General features: G+C 54.3%; 17 protein-coding genes. 8 read left to right on the top strand and 9 right to left on the bottom strand.

From position 1 onward, the window contains the following. Window positions 1-170: 170 nt before the first annotated feature. Window positions 171-2,279, top strand: a complete 2,109-nt coding sequence (glgX, locus tag ACYVAC_RS00345) for a glycogen debranching protein GlgX (RefSeq protein ID WP_461095548.1) — start codon at window positions 171-173, stop codon at window positions 2,277-2,279. Between the two features lie 92 nt (window positions 2,280-2,371). On the opposite strand, the gene ACYVAC_RS00350 is transcribed toward glgX, so the two are convergent. From ACYVAC_RS00350 to ACYVAC_RS00370, 5 genes are all read right to left on the bottom strand, one after another. Beyond that, window positions 2,372-3,100: a DUF3891 family protein gene (locus tag ACYVAC_RS00350; protein ID WP_461095549.1), complete on the bottom strand. Its 729-nt coding sequence runs from the start codon at window positions 3,098-3,100 to the stop codon at window positions 2,372-2,374. Between the two features lie 90 nt (window positions 3,101-3,190). Continuing rightward, the gene (locus ACYVAC_RS00355) at window positions 3,191-3,694 is read right to left on the bottom strand and encodes a pyridoxamine 5'-phosphate oxidase family protein (protein WP_461095550.1); all 504 of its coding nucleotides are present in this window, start codon (window positions 3,692-3,694) and stop codon (window positions 3,191-3,193) included. An 18-nt stretch (window positions 3,695-3,712) separates the two neighbouring features. After that, window positions 3,713-4,141: a hypothetical protein gene (locus ACYVAC_RS00360; protein ID WP_461095551.1), complete on the bottom strand. Its 429-nt coding sequence runs from the start codon at window positions 4,139-4,141 to the stop codon at window positions 3,713-3,715. A gap of 521 nt (window positions 4,142-4,662) precedes the next feature. Next, a complete protein-coding gene (locus ACYVAC_RS00365; RefSeq protein WP_461095552.1) occupies window positions 4,663-6,138 on the bottom strand; it encodes a two-component system sensor histidine kinase NtrB in 1,476 nt (491 codons plus the stop codon). Between the two features lie 36 nt (window positions 6,139-6,174). Next, window positions 6,175-6,594 (bottom strand): response regulator, encoded by a 420-nt coding sequence (locus ACYVAC_RS00370; protein WP_461095553.1) that lies wholly within the window; start codon window positions 6,592-6,594, stop codon window positions 6,175-6,177. A 539-nt stretch (window positions 6,595-7,133) separates the two neighbouring features. On the opposite strand from ACYVAC_RS00370, the gene ACYVAC_RS00375 reads away from it, so the two are divergent. Next, entirely contained in the window at window positions 7,134-7,739 is a 606-nt protein-coding gene (locus ACYVAC_RS00375) for a porin family protein (protein WP_461095954.1), read from the top strand. Window positions 7,740-7,838: 99 nt separating this feature from the next. On the opposite strand, the gene ACYVAC_RS00380 is transcribed toward ACYVAC_RS00375, so the two are convergent. Together ACYVAC_RS00380 and ACYVAC_RS00385 are read right to left on the bottom strand one after the other, a co-directional pair. Then, on the bottom strand, window positions 7,839-9,308 hold the full coding sequence (locus ACYVAC_RS00380) for a sigma-54-dependent transcriptional regulator (RefSeq protein ID WP_461095554.1): 1,470 nt from the start codon (window positions 9,306-9,308) through the stop codon (window positions 7,839-7,841). 88 nt (window positions 9,309-9,396) lie between these two features. Further along, the gene (locus ACYVAC_RS00385; RefSeq protein WP_461095555.1) at window positions 9,397-9,741 is read right to left on the bottom strand and encodes a response regulator; all 345 of its coding nucleotides are present in this window, start codon (window positions 9,739-9,741) and stop codon (window positions 9,397-9,399) included. Between the two features lie 1,021 nt (window positions 9,742-10,762). Here ACYVAC_RS00385 and ACYVAC_RS00390 point away from each other — a divergent pair. From ACYVAC_RS00390 to ACYVAC_RS00415, 6 genes are all read left to right on the top strand, one after another. Then, window positions 10,763-11,014 carry a YtxH domain-containing protein gene (locus ACYVAC_RS00390; protein WP_461095556.1) on the top strand — a complete coding sequence of 84 codons (252 nt, stop codon included), beginning with the start codon at window positions 10,763-10,765 and terminating at the stop codon, window positions 11,012-11,014. 27 nt (window positions 11,015-11,041) lie between these two features. Next, window positions 11,042-11,410 (top strand): YtxH domain-containing protein, encoded by a 369-nt coding sequence (locus ACYVAC_RS00395; protein WP_461095557.1) that lies wholly within the window; start codon window positions 11,042-11,044, stop codon window positions 11,408-11,410. Between the two features lie 171 nt (window positions 11,411-11,581). Then, window positions 11,582-12,709: an efflux RND transporter periplasmic adaptor subunit gene (locus tag ACYVAC_RS00400; protein ID WP_461095558.1), complete on the top strand. Its 1,128-nt coding sequence runs from the start codon at window positions 11,582-11,584 to the stop codon at window positions 12,707-12,709. 20 nt (window positions 12,710-12,729) lie between these two features. Beyond that, the gene (locus tag ACYVAC_RS00405) at window positions 12,730-15,828 is read left to right on the top strand and encodes an efflux RND transporter permease subunit (RefSeq protein WP_461095559.1); all 3,099 of its coding nucleotides are present in this window, start codon (window positions 12,730-12,732) and stop codon (window positions 15,826-15,828) included. Between the two features lie 384 nt (window positions 15,829-16,212). Beyond that, on the top strand, window positions 16,213-16,890 hold the full coding sequence (locus ACYVAC_RS00410) for a response regulator (protein ID WP_461095560.1): 678 nt from the start codon (window positions 16,213-16,215) through the stop codon (window positions 16,888-16,890). A 63-nt stretch (window positions 16,891-16,953) separates the two neighbouring features. Then, a complete protein-coding gene (locus ACYVAC_RS00415) occupies window positions 16,954-18,372 on the top strand; it encodes a HAMP domain-containing sensor histidine kinase (protein WP_461095562.1) in 1,419 nt (472 codons plus the stop codon). A gap of 99 nt (window positions 18,373-18,471) precedes the next feature. Here the strand turns inward: ACYVAC_RS00415 and ACYVAC_RS00420 are convergent, their stop codons facing one another. Beyond that, complete coding sequence (locus tag ACYVAC_RS00420; RefSeq protein ID WP_461095563.1) at window positions 18,472-18,705, bottom strand: hypothetical protein; 234 nt, start codon at window positions 18,703-18,705, stop codon at window positions 18,472-18,474. A gap of 116 nt (window positions 18,706-18,821) precedes the next feature. Next, window positions 18,822-19,130, bottom strand: coding sequence for a hypothetical protein (locus ACYVAC_RS00425; RefSeq protein ID WP_461095564.1), 309 nt, complete (start codon window positions 19,128-19,130; stop codon window positions 18,822-18,824). Between the last annotated feature and the right edge of the window lie 65 nt (window positions 19,131-19,195).

Below are 19,195 nucleotides of genomic sequence, written 5' to 3' on the forward strand. Positions count from 1 at the left end.
CCCTTGGGGGTGGGCTTTTTTTCAGGAACCCCTGCGGTGGCTCAGCCCCGGCAGGGGTTCTTTTTTTGTGATCAGCGGGCCTTACTAGCGGCTTACCCCCCTAAACATTTGCCCTAATCAGCCGGTTTTCCCTCTGACATACGTTTAGTAACACCACCATTTTTAAACACATGACCAAACGAGCTACGCTCAGTTCGATCGACGATCTGTCGACGAAGCCTGGCAAGCCATATCCCCTGGGGGCGACCTTCGATGGCGAAGGCGTCAATTTTGCCTTATTCAGTGAGAACGGTACGGCAGCTTATCTCTGCCTCTATAATGCTGAAGACCCCTCCGTCGAAGTAGGCCGCATTCCGATGGTTGAACATACCGAGCTGGTCTACCACATTTACGTGGATGGCCTGCAGCCGGGGCAGCTGTACGGATATCGGGTCGACGGACCCTATGACCCCAAACAGGGCTATTTCTTCAATCCCAACAAACTGCTGCTCGACCCGTACGCCAAAGCCATCAACGCGCCCATCAACCACGATGACAGCTGGCTGGGCTACGACTACAAAAACGAGTCGGACGAGCGCTACCTGATTATGAGCACCGAAGACAGCGGTCCTACCATGCCTAAATGCGTGGTTGTCGACAATGCCTTCGATTGGGAAGACGATCAGGCGCCGGCTACTCCGCTGCACCGTTCGGTGATCTACGAGATGCACGTGAAAGGCTTTACGCACACCCACCCCACTATCGACGAGTCGATCCGGGGTTCGTATGCTGCCCTTGGCACGCCCGAAAGCACCGACTACCTGAAGCGCCTGGGCGTGACGGCCGTTGAGCTGCTGCCCGTACATCAGTTCACCAACGAAAGCTACTGGGGCTACAACAGCATCGGCTTCTTCGCTCCGCAGAACACCTACTCGTCGTCGGGTATGGATGGTCAGCAGGTGACGGAGTTTAAGCAGATGGTGAAAGACCTGCACAAAGCAGGCATCGAAGTCATTCTCGATGTGGTGTATAACCACACGGCCGAAGGCAACCAGTTTGGTCCGATGCTGTCGTTTCAGGGTATCGACAACCGGGTGTATTACCACCAGGTCGGTGAGAAGTTCGAATACTACATGGACTACACCGGTACGGGCAACACCTTTAGCCTTGCCCACCCCCGCGCGCTGCAGGTGGTGATGGACAGCCTGCGCTACTGGGTAACGGAAATGCACGTTGATGGCTTCCGCTTCGACCTCGCGTCGGCCCTGATCCGGACCGACGAAGAAGCCGGTCGGGTATCGTCGTTCCTCGATACGGTGGCGCAGGACCCTATTCTGGCGCAGGTGAAACTGATTGCCGAACCCTGGGATATTCAGTCGTACAACGTGGGTGGTTTCCCCGTGCGCTGGTCGGAGTGGAACGGTAAATTCCGCGACGCCCTCCGCAGCTTCTGGAAAGGCGACGAAGGCAAAGCCCACGAAACAGCCCTTCGGCTGCTGGGTAGCCCCGACCTCTACAGCGACGGTCGCTCGCCCGCCAACAGCATTAACCTGATTACGGCCCACGATGGCTTTACGCTGCACGATCTGGTCAGCTACAACGAGAAGCACAACGAAGCCAACGGCGAAAACAACAACGACGGTTCGAACGACAACCAGAGCTGGAACTGTGGTGTGGAAGGCGAAACCGACGATGAATCGATCAACGCCCTGCGCGAACGTCAGAAGCGTAATTTCCTGTCGACGCTGTTGCTGAGCCAGGGCACGCCAATGATCGTGATGGGCGATGAGTACGGCCGTACGCAGGGTGGTAACAACAACGGGTACAACCAGGATAGTGCCATCAGCTGGATGAACTGGGACTGGACTGAAAAGCAACAGCAGCAGTTCGACTTTACGAGCCAGCTGACGGCGCTTCGTCGCGATATTCCCCTGCTGAGTCGCCGGAAATTCTTCGGCAATGAGCAGGTGGCCTATCTGCGCCCCGATGGTGGCGAAATGACCACAGATGACCTGCAGGATCCTAATACGCGCTGCCTTGGCCTGTTTATCGACGGGATGCGGGTCGATGAGCAAACGGAAGATGGTCAGGACATCGGCGATGAGCAGCTGATCTGGATTCTGAACGCCTATTGGGGCGACGTACCTTTCATGCTGCCCAAAATCGGCCGTAAACAGTCGAAGTGGGAAGTTGTGGTCGACACGTCGGTTGGCGTGATGACACCCGACTGGAAGCCTGTTTCCGGGGGTCATGAGTATGTGGTACCAAGCCGCTCGTCGGTGCTGCTGCGGCTACGCTAGGCAAACCCCGTCTATATCGAATGAACAAGGCCCCCGACCTGCGCAGGTCGGGGGCCTTGTTTTGTAAACACCCGGCTCGGTTGGATGGGTTGTCAGGCCTCCCGAAAGGTCCAGCACAAACGCTTGATGGTCGCGTCCTGCATGGCATTATACAGCTCGTTGTCATTGGCAAACGTAACCTGCTCCAGCTGGTAAGCCTCCACAGCAACCGTCAGCTCCGGCCCATCGAACGGCCAGGGCTCGAGCGCCAGCGTCTGATCGGGTCGTTGCCGGATGTAGTAAGACCGGCCGTCGGGGCCCAGACTTACCTCCAGCCGTCGACCTTCGGGCGGCAGCTGATCCAGACACAGCACCAGCGACAGCGCGTCGCACCACTGCACAAACGCGTAGGCATAGTCGGCTTGCTTCCTGCTGGCTTCATACTGCCGTCGCCAGCGGGTCTGATTGGTTTTCTGCTGATCCAGAAAGGCGTCGAGGGCCGCATCCTCGCCCCGACGGGGTTCGTACAGAAAGGACGTGTGCATCGATACCATCAATGCATTCCAGCGGCTTTTTTCCAGCGCAATCGCGATCAGGTTGCGGCACTGCTCCACCGAGTATTCAGTAATCTGAAAATGGAGTGGCGTGCCGGCTTTTGTCAGGTGGTTACGGCCCTGCCAGGCTTCCTGACCATCGTCGTGCTCGGTGAGGGCAACCAGCGTTTCGGGCCAGAAATCGGGCCGGTGGTCGGGATGCCAGTGCATGGCCAGTTGAAACGCCAGCAGTCCGTGGGCCTGTTGGGTAATCAACTGCCAGCCCGTGTCGGTTTGTGAAACAATCATGCAGGTAGTGTACGGTCAGGAGTAAAATAGAAAGCGGAGCAGCCTAGTCTGCCGACTATTGCTGCTCCGCTCCGCTGACTGATGATCAGCTTAGTTATAAATCTTTTCGTTCTCGCCCATCTTGGGTGGCGTTCCCGTAATGGCACCGGTTACCATCTGAGCCAGTCGTACCAGCCGGCTGCTGTTGGCATCCCAGTATTCGGCCATCTGGGTATCTACTTTCAGCAGGACTAGTTCGGGATCTTCTTTCCCTCCTGGAAACCAGGGCTTGGCCGCCGGCGACCAGTATTCTTCGATCTTGGCGCGATCGTCCACTTCAGTTGCCGTGCCTGAAATAGACACGTATGTGGCATTGCCTTCATCAGAAAACGACAGGTTTACACGGCTGTGGTTGTTATCGATCTGATCGACTTTAGGCGATGAACGCTTAGTGAAGAACCAGATTGTTCCGTCGGCGTCGGTATGCATGACGGCCATCGGCCGGCTTACCAGATTGTCCTGGTCGTCGACGGTGGTCATCATTGAAATGTGAATGTCTTTGATCAGGTCCAGTACTTTCGTAATGGGTTCGGATTTCTGTTCTGTTGTGCTCATTTTGTTGAGTGTATAAGGTTACGCAACCGGGTAAGCGGCTCCGCGGTACAAAGAATCTACGTGGGTCATCACCACGCCATAACAAACAGCTGGTGTCGAGTCGGCGCGGGCCGATTGCTGATAGCCAGCCTGCAACATCAACTCACAATTGCGCCGAACCTGTTCGCAGGCATCGGCAACCTGACTGGCCAGCTGCCCGTCGATGCGCCGGGCACCGTCGACAAGCCGCTTGCACATGGTCATACAAGTCTGGATGATTCCTTGAGCATCGATCCGGTCACGACGGTACACCAGGGCAACCTGCCGACAGAGGTCAGCACAGTCGAGACCCAGCATGACGACCTCACGGCACTGCTCGTCGTTACAACGTGCGCACCGGCTTACGAACTCGTCGCACGAGGTAGCGCATCCAGTCAGTGAATTGTAAATGTCTAGTTGGAAAAGCATAATGCAGGACCAGTAAAAGCGAGCGATCAGGCAAACGTGGGAGCCGACATGACCGGTTCTGCAGGCCGGCTTTGGAGTTGCCGGGCCCAACGACGGGCTTCGAGTACGCTGGTCATGACAATATACTGTTTGTCTACATGACCTTGCGCCAGCATCAGGTTAGCGATTTCGATGGCTTTGGCTCGGGTTGAAGTATTGAGTGAGCGCATTGCCGCTGGGAAGTGAGTCGCGTTCCACATGATCGTCGTTGTTTAGTGTCCTTGTCCGTATAGTTTCCATTTCTATGCCACGCTTCATAGACTGCTGAACGGCCTTAAAAACAGAATCGCAAGTTGTTGATTTACAGCTATCTGTTATTTAATAAGTTTAGAGAAAGGTCATTCGATTGAGTAAACGGCGCGTAAAGTGTGGAATTTTTCCGGGTCGACTGTGCAATAAAATCCCCATCCGTTCGTGACACAATTCCACAAAAAAGCCCCGCCTGGCTGGGGCGGGGCTGCAATGGTAGCGGTGTATCAGAATCAGCGCGGAAAAGCCAGTCGGAAGGTAGTTCCGACCCCTAGTTCACTCTCCACATCAATCGACCCTTTGTGGCTGTTGATGATGTTTTGTGTAGCGGTCAGGCCCAGACCCATCCCCCCCGATTTACCAGTAAAGAAGGGGTCGAACAGGCGCTGCCGGTCGGCGGGGCTAATACCGCCCCCGTTGTCGGAAATAAGCACGTACACCTGATTGGCATCCGAGCAGCCCGTCCGTACGGTCAGCACGCCTTTCCCCTCTTCCATTGCCTCAACAGCATTGACCAGTATGTTCAGCACGGCCGTCTTGACCTGCTCTTCATCGATCAGGGCCACACAGTTTTCATTGCTGTAGCTGATATCGAGCCGCATGCGTTTGAGCTTGATTCGGTCGTTTACGAGCTGTACGGTTGTCCGTACAACCTCGTTGAAATCCTGCCGACGGCGTTCGAGCTCGCGGGGTTTCGACGAGTTGAGCATCTCGGTAATCAGTTGCCCAATCCGGTCGACGTTGCGGCCGATAATGTCGGTAAACATCGTTACGTACTCGTTATCGGTATCGAGTTCGTCTTTCAGTTGCTCGAGCGCCAGGCTCAGGTTTGTCAGCGGGTTGCGTACCTCGTGGGCAATGCTCCGGGCAATTTTGCCGGTCATGCTTAGTTTTTCGGCCAGAATCAGGTCGCGCTGGGCCTTTTTCTGCTCCGTAATATCCCGCACAATGCCCTGAAACCACTCGGGCTGTCCCCGGCCATCTTCTACTGCCCAGATCGAAATCAGGCAGATGCGTTTCCGTTTGTCGTGTGTAAGGAGCACGGCCTCGAAATCTTTGATCTGCCCGTGCTCGCGCACATTAAAGCGCAGTTCGCGCAGGCAGTTCAGATCGTCGAAGAGCCGGGCGGGATTCATGCGGCAGAGCTGATCGCGGTTGTAGCCCAGCAGCTGCTCGACCGACGAGTTGGCATCCTGAAAGTGCAGTTGCTGATCGACTACGAAAATAGCATCGATCGACCGCTCGAACAGCGAGCGGTATTTGTTTTCCTTCTCGGCTACTTCGGCCAGCACGCTGGCCTGGCGCAACGCATACCGAATGCTGCGGCCCAGCAACTGCGCGTCGATCCGGCCTTTCACCAGATAGTCGGCAGCGCCCAGCTCCAGCGCCGACTGGTCGACGGTCAGGTCATCCTGCCCGGTCAGCAGAATCATGGGGGCCCGGCAGCCCAGCTGGAAAGCTTCCTGAATCAGGTTGATACCGGTATGGGGGCCCAGCCGGTAATCGACCAGATAAACATCAAACTCATTGAGTGCAATTCGGTCGAGCGCCCGTTCGTAGCTGTCGATCCACTCTAACTTGATGTTGGCGTTTTCGCGAGCCGAAACAAGGGCCCGGGTCAGCATATAGTCGTCCTCATCGTCTTCGATGAGCAACACTTTAATAACAGCCTGTTTGGTGGATGTCGATAATAACGATTCGGCGATCATGAGTTCATAGGTTTCGAAGCCGCTTTCTACTACAAGTCAGGGGAGCTTCACGGTGTCCATCCAGTACACTTTGAGCGCGCCGATCATTTCGACCAGCCGGCTGAAATTGAACGGCTTGGTTACAAACGAATTTACGCCCAGATTGTAGGTACGGATTACATCTTCATCGGCCGACGATGTCGTCATGACGATAACCGGCAGCCGGCGCAGCTGCGGATCGTTTTTGATTTCCTGCAATGCCTGAAACCCGTTTTTACGGGGCATGTTGAGGTCCAGAATCAGCAGGTTGGGCCAGGGGGCATCCTGTTCGCTGTATTTGCCCTCACGGCGCAGATAAGCCATCAGGTCTTCTCCATCATCGACGCATCGGATAACTTGGTTATACCCATTCTGTCGCATCGCCTGCTCCAGAAACATGCGATCGTCCGGATCATCATCGGCAATTAAAATCGTCATTATGGAGAGTTTGCGGTGCATATAACTCAAGCCTCAAGTCAAGTACGGTGATCTGCCCAGGCTCACCAGTTGGTTCGCATCAGGCTGTCAAAAAGCAATAATTCAATTAACTAAGTTGTCTATCGAACCACAGCATTCTGCCGTCGTTCGCAACTCGTTTGACTGTCAAAAATAATTGTAAACAACCAGTAAATATAGTTTCGGCCCGAAATAAAAGCGGAGACTGGCCAATCCTTTTTATGCAATCGGTATAACACTATCACTTTACGGTGAGCCGGCTTCACGCATCAAACTGCCTGCTTTATTCCCCAGTTTGGGGCAGTGTTTCCGCACTCGCACGTGTATACGTTGCTGATATACCAACTCAGTCTATGGCTTCAATCTACTGATAGAAAAGGAGTTTATTTAGCGTATTGCCCAAAAGGCCTGGTCTGGCACGGATTTGACGCATTGGGCTGGTCAGGAAGAACGTGTTTCTCCCTTATCCAACATTCATTACTATGCGATCGAAAGCCAAATTTCTCGTTGCAGCGGCCCTTATGATGGCCGGTACGTCTACACTTACCCTAACCGATGCCACAGCTCAGAACCGGACGCGGGTCGGTATCAAAGGGGGGCTCAATGCCAGTTCGCTGTTCTACAACAGCCCGAGCGCGTCTAACAAAAACGAACGGATCGGTTTCAATGCCGGCGTGTTTGCCCAGGCACCGCTGGGCGAATTTCTGGCCATTCAGCCTGAATTACTTTACACCACCAAAGGGGCAGCTGCCGACTTCAACGTTCTCGGCGCAACTGGGCGCAACACCTTCAAGCTGAATTACGCTGAATTGCCCATTCTGCTCACCTTTAAACTCGGGCAGGCGGTCGAACTGCAGGCTGGTCCCTACGCAGCTTATCTACTCAACTCGAACGTTAACTCAAACGGCAGCTTTGGCACTGGCACGGCTGCCATTAACCGCGACAACTTCAACAAAGTAGACTACGGTCTCGCCGGCGGCCTCAACATCTATTTTGGCAAAGCATTTATTGGCGCCCGTTATGGCCAAGGCCTCCAGAAGATTGCCAACAGTGGTGCAGCACAAACCCTGCTAGGCAACGCCAAAAACTCGGTCGGTATGTTGTCGGTTGGTCTGAGCATCAACTAAACGCGCTTACACCATCCACTCAAAAGGCCGCGGGGGCCGATCGAATGATCGGCCCCCGCGGCCTTTTTTCTATGTCGTGAGGCAACTTCAGTCAGCAGCCTACAGATGAATATCGTATGCTTTAAGCTTGTTGTACAAGGTTTTACGGTCAATGTTAAGCACCTCGGCTGCCTTCGTTTTATTATAGCCAGTTTTCTCCAGTACTTTCAGAATGGCAGCTCGTTCGGCATTTTCAGACACCGACTTGAGGTTGGCAGCCGACTGACCAGCCGGCGTACCGGGGCGGGGTGCTTCAAACGACACGTTGGTGCCGGTGCCCGATTCATCGAGCGTCAGGTACTGGGGCGTCACGATTTCGTGCGGCAGCACATCGGCTTCGATATAGTCGCCCTGGGTCAGGAGCACCGACCGCTTGACCACATTCTGCAGTTCACGGAGGTTACCGTGCCAGTAATACTCCTTTAGTTTTTCCTTGGCCATATCGTCGAAGCCGATGATATTCTTCTCAAGCTGGCGGTTGGCCAGTTCGAGGAAGTGCTCGGCAAAGACCATAATATCGGCTTTGCGGTCGCGCAGGGGCGACAGATGAATTTCGAATTCGTCGATGCGGTGGTAGATATCTTCCCGGAACCGCCCCTGCCGAACGGCATCGCGCAGATCTTCGTTGGTCGCGGCAATGATGCGTACGTCGACCGTTACATCCTGGTTAGACCCAACCCGACGGATTTTTCGCTCCTGCAACACGCGCAGCAGTTTGATCTGGTTGTCGTAGGAAAGGTTACCAATCTCATCGAGAAAAAGCGTGCCTCCGTTGGCGTACTCAAAACTACCGGCCTTATCGGCCATAGCCCCGGTAAAAGCGCCTTTCACATGACCAAACAGTTCGCTGCCGGCCAGTTCTTTGCTGAGGGCACCACAGTCGATAGCCACAAACGGTTTGTCGGCGCGTTTGCTGCGCAGGTGAATGGCGTTGGCCACAAACTCCTTGCCCGTACCCGTTTCGCCGGTAATGATAACCGACATGTTGGTAGGCGCGATGAGGTCGATGTGCTTCTGGAGCTGCTCGGCAACACGGCTTTTCCCAAAAATAAACCGCTTGCCATCGGGAGCCATCGCCGTGCGGGCAACCGGTGCTTTGGCTACGGGCTGCCGACTGCCCGACGCCCCCCCTTCAGTCTGGAGAGCACCCTGTTGCTGCAGGGCCTGATTCCGGCGTTCGAGGGCACTTTTAATGGTCAACAGGATTTCGTCGGGATAAAGCGGTTTGGTCACGTAGTCATACGCGCCATGCTTCACACTCTGAACAGCTATCCGTACGTCGGAGTAGCCGGTAATGATGATGACGGCCGTAGCCGGATTAAGCACCTTGATGCGACGAAGCATTTCGAGCCCATCGATATCGGGGAGCTTGAAATCGCAGATGACTAGTTCATAAGCTTCTTTACGAAGGAGTACAAGTCCATCTTCTCCTCGCTGAACCGATGCTGTTTTATAGCCTTGCTTGCTCAGAAAGCGTTCGAGCAACAGACATATATCATGATTATCGTCAACGATCAGAATCTTTTCCATGCAGTGCAGACAACCGGCAGTGTCAGCCGGCCGCTGATAAAGGAGTTATGCGGACGGGCGATCCGAAGATCATCCTAAACAAATATACTTAAACCTGAACGCTATGCAAAGCCTGTTCGACCGACAACCGCGTGAATGGTTTACCAACGAAAAAATCAGCCCCCTGTTCGGTGGCACGCCGGCGCTCGGCCTGCCCATCGAACGCACTGATCATGATAATCTTGGCCGAAGCCTGATCCTGCTTGATGGCGGGGAGCAGATCGAAGCCCAGCCCGTCGGGCAGATTCAGATCCAGAAAGATGGCATCGAACTGCTGCGAGCTAACGCACTGGCGTCCTTCTTCGATGTAGTTGGCACATGTTGGGATATACCCCAGTTTCCGAAGTAAGCCCGAGAGTAACAGGCATATATCGGTTTCATCATCTATAATCAATACCCGTTTAGCGGTGGGTTTAGTCGTCTCCCCTTTCATTGAAGCTGGTCTGTACTGCGGCCCGGTGCTAATCCCTGTTGTCATCCTTACCACTGTATATTTATATAATGTACAGGATTGACATAGACAATTCTGTGCCGAAGTTGGCAGCCTGCCCCAATAGTCGTTTATTTAACATCTAAAGATCAAAGGCTTAACCGTTTGATGCGTTCCGGCAATTCAGCCGCCCCTGCAACCGGTTTGCAGACCAGCCTATGTAACCACCTTTTGACGAGCGTTTTTTCTACGCTTTTTCTACAGGTGTGGATTTTTTTCTACACCTGTAGCCTCATCACCATCCCGGTTTACAGTATGCGGAAAGGGTCAGCAGGGTGCCTAAACACTCATTTACAGTTCTCTGCGAGAAGATTGCGGAGTTTGTTGGGTAAGTCATGTTTCTGGCACAACTTTTTCTACTTTACCTGACAGATCAAGAGACACAGTTTCTGATTTACTCAATAAACGTCATGGGAAATTAGCGGTACACAGTAAGCTGCGCCCGATCGACAATAACTGCAGCCAGTGGTTTGGCTTTCGATTGGAAACAGAGTGTACGGCCGGCAATCGACACAATTGCCACTAAAAGCTGCTCAGGCAGTTGATTTTAAAAGCAGACACAGTTTGGTTTTGCCAGTAACCCGGGAAAACCTGTTAAGCCAACCTCGAACGGTAGTTTGAGCAGGCCATAAGACTTTAGGTTAAGTACAAGTTACGGTGGGTACGGAATCCCTGCGCCAAGTTGAGCGCAGGGATTTTTTCTTTTCTCCCCTATCCAGGCCGATGCCAGACCGGCAACAGCGTTGCCGGTTGCGTAAATGTTGGCCCATTCTGGGGAATTTTGTCCTCACAACTGCTGATTACCACTCAGTTATGAAAATAAATAAACATACTGTTTGCCAGCGAGTTAGATAAGCCATACCCGGTTTGGTACGAAATTATCTTTTTACCTGCCGTATCAGTTCACGCACATAATCAAAACGTCATGAGAGCATTACCCGGAATTCTGGTAGGTCTGGCCGTCGGCGCCATCGTTGGTGTACTGCTGGCCCCCGAAAGCGGCAAAAAAACCCGCAAACGTATTTCGTCAGATACCGATTCATTCTTCAGCGATCTGCAGGACCAGCTTCAGTCGGGTCTCGATAATATCAAGAGTCAGTATAGTGACTTCGTGGATTCGGCTGCTTCCAAATCGAAAGATGTGGCCGGCGAGATCAAGAAGAAAGCTAAATTTTAATTCAGGTCATCCCTAACGAACAAGATAATGAGAAGTACACGTGATTTTCTGACAGGCATTATTACAGGTGTGGTTATTGGTCTGCTGACGGCTCCCCGCAGCGGCAAAGAAACCCGCGAAAAGCTGACCGAAGAAGCTAACAAGCGTAGCGAAGGTCTGAAAGAGCAGTGGGAAAAAGGGGTTGCTCAGGCCAAAGACGGTTTTGAGAAAGCAAAAACCCAGGTTAACCAGTATGCCGATCAGGCGAAAGAAAAGTTCAGCGACCTGAAAGCCGAAGCAAAAAGCCAGTACGACAAACAGCAACTGAAATCGGAATACAACGATAAAGTTGATGAACTGGCTGACAAAACAAAAGACGGCGTAGACAACGTTCGCGACTCGATCCAGGCTAGCTAGTCGGCCGCACATACCTTTTATAAAGACGCCAATGCCCCACCGGTTTATTCCGGTGGGGCATTGGCTTGTTACAGGGGTTTAACAGCCTTTTAACACGTGTTTAAGTAGGCTTTAATAAGGCGGGCAGACCTTTGTTGAGTAGATTTTAAACGTCCCAGCAAGCCATACACAATGTCTGTTCCTCGCTCCCTCCTACCCTACACATACGCTTCCCGCCTGTCATTCCCGGCGCTGGGCACCAGTCTGTTGCTGCTGTCGCTGCTGCTGGGTTGCGGATCATCGGGAACGCCCCCCGCTGCCGACAGTTCGGCCCGCCCCCAGGCCAATCTGCTCCGCTCCGCTACCATCGATACGGCCCGGCTCGAACGGGCAACCAACGAACTGAGCCTGACCGGCAAGGTTACCTTCAATCAGGATCAGGTTGTCAAGGTTTTTCCGCTGGTCGGCGGCCACATTGAAAGCCTGAAAGTCGATCTGGGCGATTTTGTGCAGAAGGGCCAAACCCTGGCCGTGATCCGGTCGGGCGACCTGGCTGACCTCGAACAGGCCGCCGTTTCGGCCCGGGGCGAACTGGCCGTTGCCCAGAAAAACCTGCAGGTTACCGAAGGCATGAACCAGGCCGGCTTCTCGTCGGAGCGGGACGTGGTGGCTAGCAAAGAACAGTTGCTGGCGGCCAAAGGGGAGGTCAACCGGGTCAGTGAACGCCGGCGCATTCTGGGGGGCAAGGGTTCGGCCTATGTTGTGAAGGCACCCATGAGTGGCTTCGTGGTCGAAAAAACGGCTTCGCCCGGTATGGAACTGCGTTCCGACGACCCCGAAAACCTCTTCACGATCTCGAACCTCGACCGGGTCTGGATTATGGCCAACGTGTATGAGTCTGATCTCTCGCACGTACACGAGGGTGATCCGGCCACGATCACGACCATTTCCTATCCTGACAAGATTTTTCGCGGTCGGATCGACAAGATTTTCAACGTGCTCGACCCCGAAAGCAAGACCATGAAGGTGCGGGTCACACTCACGAATGCCGATTACCAGCTCAAGCCCGAAATGTTCGCCAACGTCAACGTTACGTATCCGGGTAAGGATCAGCGCGTTACCATCCCGTCCAACGCAGTCGTATTCGATAAAAACCGCAACTACGTGGTGGCCGTCACGGCGCAGCATCAGCCCGTAGTGCGGGAAGTAAACCTGTACAAAACCATTGGCAACAAAACGTACCTGACGAGCGGGCTGGCACCGGGCGAACAGATCGTGACCAGCAATCAGCTCCTGATTTATAACGCCCTGGGCAACTAAACGCCCCTTCCCACCGGACCATGAATAAGTTCATTAAGGGTATCCTTACGTTCTCACTGAAGAACAAGTTTTTCATATTCTTCCTTACCCTGCTGGCAGCCGTAGCCGGCGTAATCAGCTACCAGAACACGCCCATCGAAGCGTTTCCGGACGTTACCAATACCCAGATTACCCTTATCACCCAGTGGCCCGGCCGGTCGGCCGAAGAGGTTGAGAAGTTTGTGACCATCCCCATCGAGATTGGCCTGAACCCGGTTCAGAAACGAACCGACATCCGGTCGACCTCGCTCTTTGGCCTGTCGGTGGTGAAGATCATGTTCGATGACGGGGTAGATGATACGTTTGCCCGGCAGCAGGTCAACAACCTCCTCAACGGCATCGAACTGCCCGAAGGTATCCGCCCCGACGTACAGCCCCCCTACGGCCCCACGGGTGAAATTTTCCGCTACACGCTGCGGTCGCCTACCCGCAATGCCCGCGAACTGAAAACGCTGCAGGACTGGGTGATCGAACGGCAGCTGAAAGGCGTACCGGGTGTAGCCGATGTGGTGAGTTTCGGTGGCGAGGTTAAAACCTACGAGATTTCGATTGATCCGCGCCGGCTGATGGACTACAGTATCACCCCGCTCGACCTGTATAAGGCAGTGGCCTCCTCGAACGTCAACGTTGGGGGCGATGTAATCAATAAAAACGCGCAGTCGTATGTAGTTCGCGGCATTGGGCTGCTTCGCAACCAGCAGGATATCCAGAACATCGTGATCAAAAACGTCAACGGCACGCCCATCATGGTAGGCAACGTGGCCCAGGTGTCGGAGTCGGCCCTGCCCCGGCTTGGGCAGTCCGGTCGCGACAAGCAGGACGATGTGGTGGAGTGTATTGTGGTGATGCGCAAAGGCGAAAATCCCAGCGAGGTGATTGAGCGGGTAAAAAGCAAGATTGCCGACCTCAACGAACATATCCTGCCCAGCGATGTCCAGATCGACACGTTCTACAACCGCGAAACGCTGATTAATTTCTCCACGCACACGGTAACCCATAACCTGCTCGAAGGTATCGTTTTCGTTACCGTGATTGTGTTTCTGTTCATGGCCGACTGGCGCACCACCGTTACGGTATCCATCGTGATTCCGCTGGCGCTGCTGTTTGCCTTTATCTGCCTGCGCCTGAAAGGCATGTCGGCCAATCTGCTGTCGATGGGTGCCATCGATTTCGGGATCATTGTCGACGGAGCTGTGGTGATGGTCGAGGGTATCTTCGTAACGCTCGATGAGCTGGCCCACGACATCGGGATGACGCGGTTCAACAAGCTATCGAAGCTGGGACTGCTCCGCAAAACGGGCACCGAGATGGGCAAGGCCATATTCTTTTCCAAGCTGATTATCATTACCTGCCTGGTGCCAATTTTCTCGTTCCAGAAAGTCGAGGGCAAGATGTTCTCGCCCCTGGCCTGGACACTGGGCTTTGCCCTGCTGGGCGCCCTCATTTTTACGCTTACCCTGGTACCTGTATTGGCCAGCATGCTGTTGAAAAAGAACGTGCGCGAAAAGCATAATCCCTTCGTCAACGTCATCACCAAATACGCCACCCAGGCCTTCGGGTTTACGTATGCGCGCAAACGCATGAGCCTGCTCATCACGGCGGTTATTGTGGTCATCGGCCTGTCGGGATTTAGCCTGCTGGGCACCGAATTTCTGCCCGAACTAAACGAAGGGTCGATCTACGTTCGGGCCACGATGCCCATGAGTATTTCGTTGCCCGAATCGGTGAAACAAACGATTCAGATGCGTCATATTTTCGATCAGTTTCCGGAAGTAAAAGGTGTCATTTCGCAGACGGGCCGCCCCAACGACGGTACCGATCCGACGGGCTTTTATAACATTGAATTTCTGGTCGACATTTATCCGCAGGATGAGTGGAAAAGTGGCTTATCGAAAGAAGCGCTGATTGAACACATGCAGGAAAAGCTACGTGTTTTCCCGGGCGTTAATTTCAATTTTTCGCAGCCCATTATGGACAATGTGGAAGAAGCCGTATCGGGTGTAAAAGGCTCCATTGCCGTAAAAATATATGGGCCCGACCAGCAGATTCTGGAAAACAAAGCCCTGGCTATTCAGCAGCAGCTGGCCCGCGTGCAGGGCATCGAAGACCTGGGGGTCATTCGCACAACCGGGCAGCCCGAAATGCGCATCGAACTCGACGAGCGCAAGATTGCGCTGTACGGTGTCGACAAGGCCGATGCCGAAGCGGTTATCGAGATGGCCATTGGCGGTAAAGCCGCCACGCAGATTTACGAAGGCGAACGCAAGTTCGACCTGCGGATCCGCTACGATCAGCCCTTCCGGTCGAGCGAGCAGCAAATCAGCCAGCTCATGGTTCCTACGCAGAACGGGTCCATGATTCCAATCAAGGAAATTGCCCGGGTATATACCCAGACGGGCCCGGTGCTTATTTTCCGCGAGGGCGGGCAGCGCTACGGCGCCGTGAAGTTTTCGGTACGGGGTCGCGACATGGGCAGTGCCGTAGCCGAAGCGCAGCAGTATGTGCAGCAGCACGTACAGCTGCCGGCGGGCTACACGGTTAAATGGGCGGGCGATTTTGAAAATCAGCAGCGGGCCACGGCGCGGCTGGCGCAGGTTGTTCCCATCAGTCTGCTCGCTATTTTCTTTATTCTCTTCGTGTTGTTTGGCAACGTGAAAGATGCCGGACTGGTACTATTCAACGTACCCTTCGCCATCATCGGCGGTATTGCGGCCCTGCTTATTACCCATGTCAACTTCAGTATATCGGCCGGGATCGGGTTTATCGCCCTCTTCGGAATCTGTATCCAGAACGGGGTTATTCTTATCTCCGTTTTCAAGAAAAACCTGCACAATCGTATGACGCTCAACGACTCCATCCGGCAGGGCGTTGTCTCCCGGATTCGCCCCGTGGTGATGACGGCCATGATGGCCGGTATCGGGCTGATTCCGGCGGCTCTCTCCCACGGCATTGGTTCCGAAACAGCCCGTCCGCTGGCCATCGTTGTCATCGGCGGACTGATCACGGCAACGCTGCTGACGCTGTTTGTTTTTCCGCTTATTTTCTACGGTTTTTACCGGCATAAATTCTCGGATCTATAACGCGGCCGACGCACACTTTACCCGTTGAACAATCGTTAATAATATAGGTCTGAACGCTGCTACGGGCATCCGGCGCGAATTGCCGCTCCCGACAGCTATTTTGAACTTAATATTGTTTTGCATAGTTTAGCAGTCAATCCTTTACAAAGGGAAGGTTGAACATCAGGGCACGCTGGCTTCGTGCTAACTGCCCTGAAATGGTGTGGATAGAAGCGGAAAGCCGCCCCGAATTTTCGGAGCGGCTTTTTTGTCGGCCTATTGTCACTTTCATTCCGGCCGTCTTTCGTTTACCCAACCCCGTCATACCAAAAAAAATGGTACCGTAAACTAATGTTAGGGCTGGGCGTTTTACTCATAGTCACGTGAATCCTGAACATTGCAGATATGAAGATTCTGGTAGTTGAAGACGAGCCAAAACTGGCGTCGTTTGTGAAGAAAGGTTTGGAAGAACAGTCCTGTCAGGTCGATGTTGCCTACGACGGACAGATGGGCCGCAACATGGCACTTAGCAACGCATACGACGTGATCGTGCTCGACGTGAACCTGCCCAAGCTGAACGGGTTCGATGTGGTGCAGGCAATTCGGCAGGAAAAGATTCAGACCCCGGTGCTGATGCTGACGGCCATGGGATCGGTTGACGACAAGCTGACGGGTTTTGAAGCCGGTGCCGACGACTATCTGGTGAAGCCTTTCGAGTTTCGCGAACTCATGGCCCGCCTGCGGGTACTCACCAAACGGGGTAGTGAAAGTAGCCTGCAGGCCAACGTGCTGAAGGTAGCCGATCTGGAACTCGACCTGAACGAAAAAGTAGCCCGCCGGGGCAACCGCCGGATCGAACTGACGGCCAAAGAATTCGGGTTGCTCGATTACCTGATGCGCAACCGGGGCCGGGTGGTGTCGCGCATCGACATTGCCGAAAAAGTGTGGGATATCCACTTCGATACAGGCACCAACGTGATCGATGTTTATGTCAATTTCCTGCGTAAGAAAATCGACAAGGATTTCCCTCAGAAACTCATCCACACCGTCATCGGGATGGGCTACATGCTCAAAGACGAATAGCAGGCCGGTCCGGTCGGGTCCATCAACCCGACCCCATCCGACTTTTTACTTTCTGCTGCTGCCATGACCATTCGTACCCGACTGACGCTGCTGTTCGTTCTGCTGGTTGCGTCCATCCTCCTTTTCTTCTCCGTATCGGTTTATTATCTCTACGATCAGTTCCGGCAGCAGGAATTTGAACAGCGGCTCAGCGAACGAGCCAATACCACGGTGCGCCTGCGCGACGATGTGGGCGACGTACCCCAGGCCGATCTGCCCGCTCTTACCGATGAGCAGATTACCATCTACAACACTGCCGGCCGGGTGCTGTACAGCCAGGGAGCCGTGCGCGGACGCTATCCCGTTACGCCCGCCTTTCTGAACAGTATGACCTTCAGGCAGATGCGCTACGTCAGACTGGGCGACCGCGAAACGGTCGGCTTCAGGTACCGCACCACCCGGGGCGACGTGCTTATTACAGTAGCCTCCGCGATCGACCGCTACGGCTTCACCAAGCTGGCCCGTTTGCGGGAGATTCTGTTCTTTGCCTGGCTCATCTCCCTCATCATCGTTGGCATTGCAGGCTATCTGTTTGCGTCGGATGCCCTGCGCCCGGTGGCCGAACTAATCGAACAGGCCAATACCATCTCGGCTACCAATATCCACAAACGGATGCGGGTGGGCCGGCAGCGCGACGAGCTTGCCAATCTGGCCCGTACGTTCAACGAGCTCCTGAACCGACTCGAGGAAGCCTTTGTGTCGCAGAAGAGTTTCGTGTCGCACGCATCGCACGAGCTGCGCACCCCCCTGACGGTGATGATGGGGCAGATCGAGGTGACACGCCTGCAGCCCCGCTCCACCACCGACTATGAGCAGGCCTTCGATGGGCTGCTGGATGAAGTCAAAAACATGATCAGGCTCGTGAACGGGCTGCTCGATCTGGCCCGCGCCAACGCCGACGCAACCACCCTTCACTACCAGCCCGTCCGGCTCGACGAACTGCTGTGGCAGGCCCAGAGTCAGCTGGTGCATAAAAAGCCGACCTACGACATCGATATCGACTTCGACGAACTACCCAGTCAGGAGGAAGAACTAGTTATCATGGGCGAAGAATCGCTGCTGCAGACTGCTTTCCAGAACCTGATGGAAAACGGATGCAAGTACTCGCCTGATGAGCGGGTGGTGGTACGTATAACCGTCGAGCCCGGGCGCATTCTGGTAACGGTTAGCGATCAGGGATACGGCATCTCGCCCGACGAACTGCCGCATATTTTCGAGCCTTTCTACCGTTCCCAGAACACCATGACGACCCTGGGCCACGGCATTGGGCTGGCCCTCACCCAGCGCATTATTGACCTGCACCACGGGCGCGTGAGCGTCGAGTCAACGCTCGGCAAGGGTACTACTTTTCGGATTGCCCTGCCCACCCGCCGGCCTGCTGTTCCAGCCCCCGTTGCCGTGCTACGCCCTGAGAGTACCAGTCAGCCCCGAACCAGCCCCTAGGTCGGGCAGCGGGCTGCCCTGACGTGCCCCCCGAGACAAAAAAACAGGCACCCCGGCAAGGAGCGCCTGTTCAGACACGTAACGATCGTAAAACGCGAACTAGTTGTTCATCGTTTTGGCATCGTGCTTCATGCTTTTGTGCATTTTCTTCATGTCTTTGGCCGCTTCGGCTTTCGTATCGTCGCCAGCTTTCTTGGCGTCTTTCTTCATTTCCTTAGCTTCTTTTTTCATTTCCTTGTGCGCCGTTTTGGCGTCTTTCTTCATGTCGTCCTGCGCAAAGGCAGCGCCCGACATCATCGCCACGGCGATAGCAGCAAACAGTACTTTTTTCATTGGAGCTTTGGTTTTTTGGCAGTGATTTAACTGCGTATATAACCGGCTTGCCACCCGAATGTTATTAAAGCCTGATTAAACTGCAGCGATCTCAGAAACGAACCGATGAGTATCAGTTAGTTACCCGATTTACGGGGTATTTTCCGCGCTTTTACCGACGACGGACCCGTCATGGTGTTGCTGCGGGCATCGGTTGCAGTGGGTTGAGCCGGCGTTTTTGCCGCCTGCGTTTGTTCCAGGGTAGTGCCGGTGCCCGCGGGCAGGCCGTCCTGGTTGTTGGCACGTGAGGGGTCATTGCGAATCGCATCGGCGGCCGACATGGTGCCGGTCTGGGCGCTTTTCGATTTTTTAGCGGGCTTCTGTTGGGCCACCGACGTGGTAGCCAGTAAGAGCCCGAGGGCCAGGGTGCTCAGGAGCATTTGCATAAGCAGGGTTGTTTAGCCGTTCGGTTTTCAACTAAACAACCCTACAAAGCCGGTGTAGTTTGAGT

The sequence above is a fragment of the Spirosoma luteolum genome, assembly GCF_054778875.1.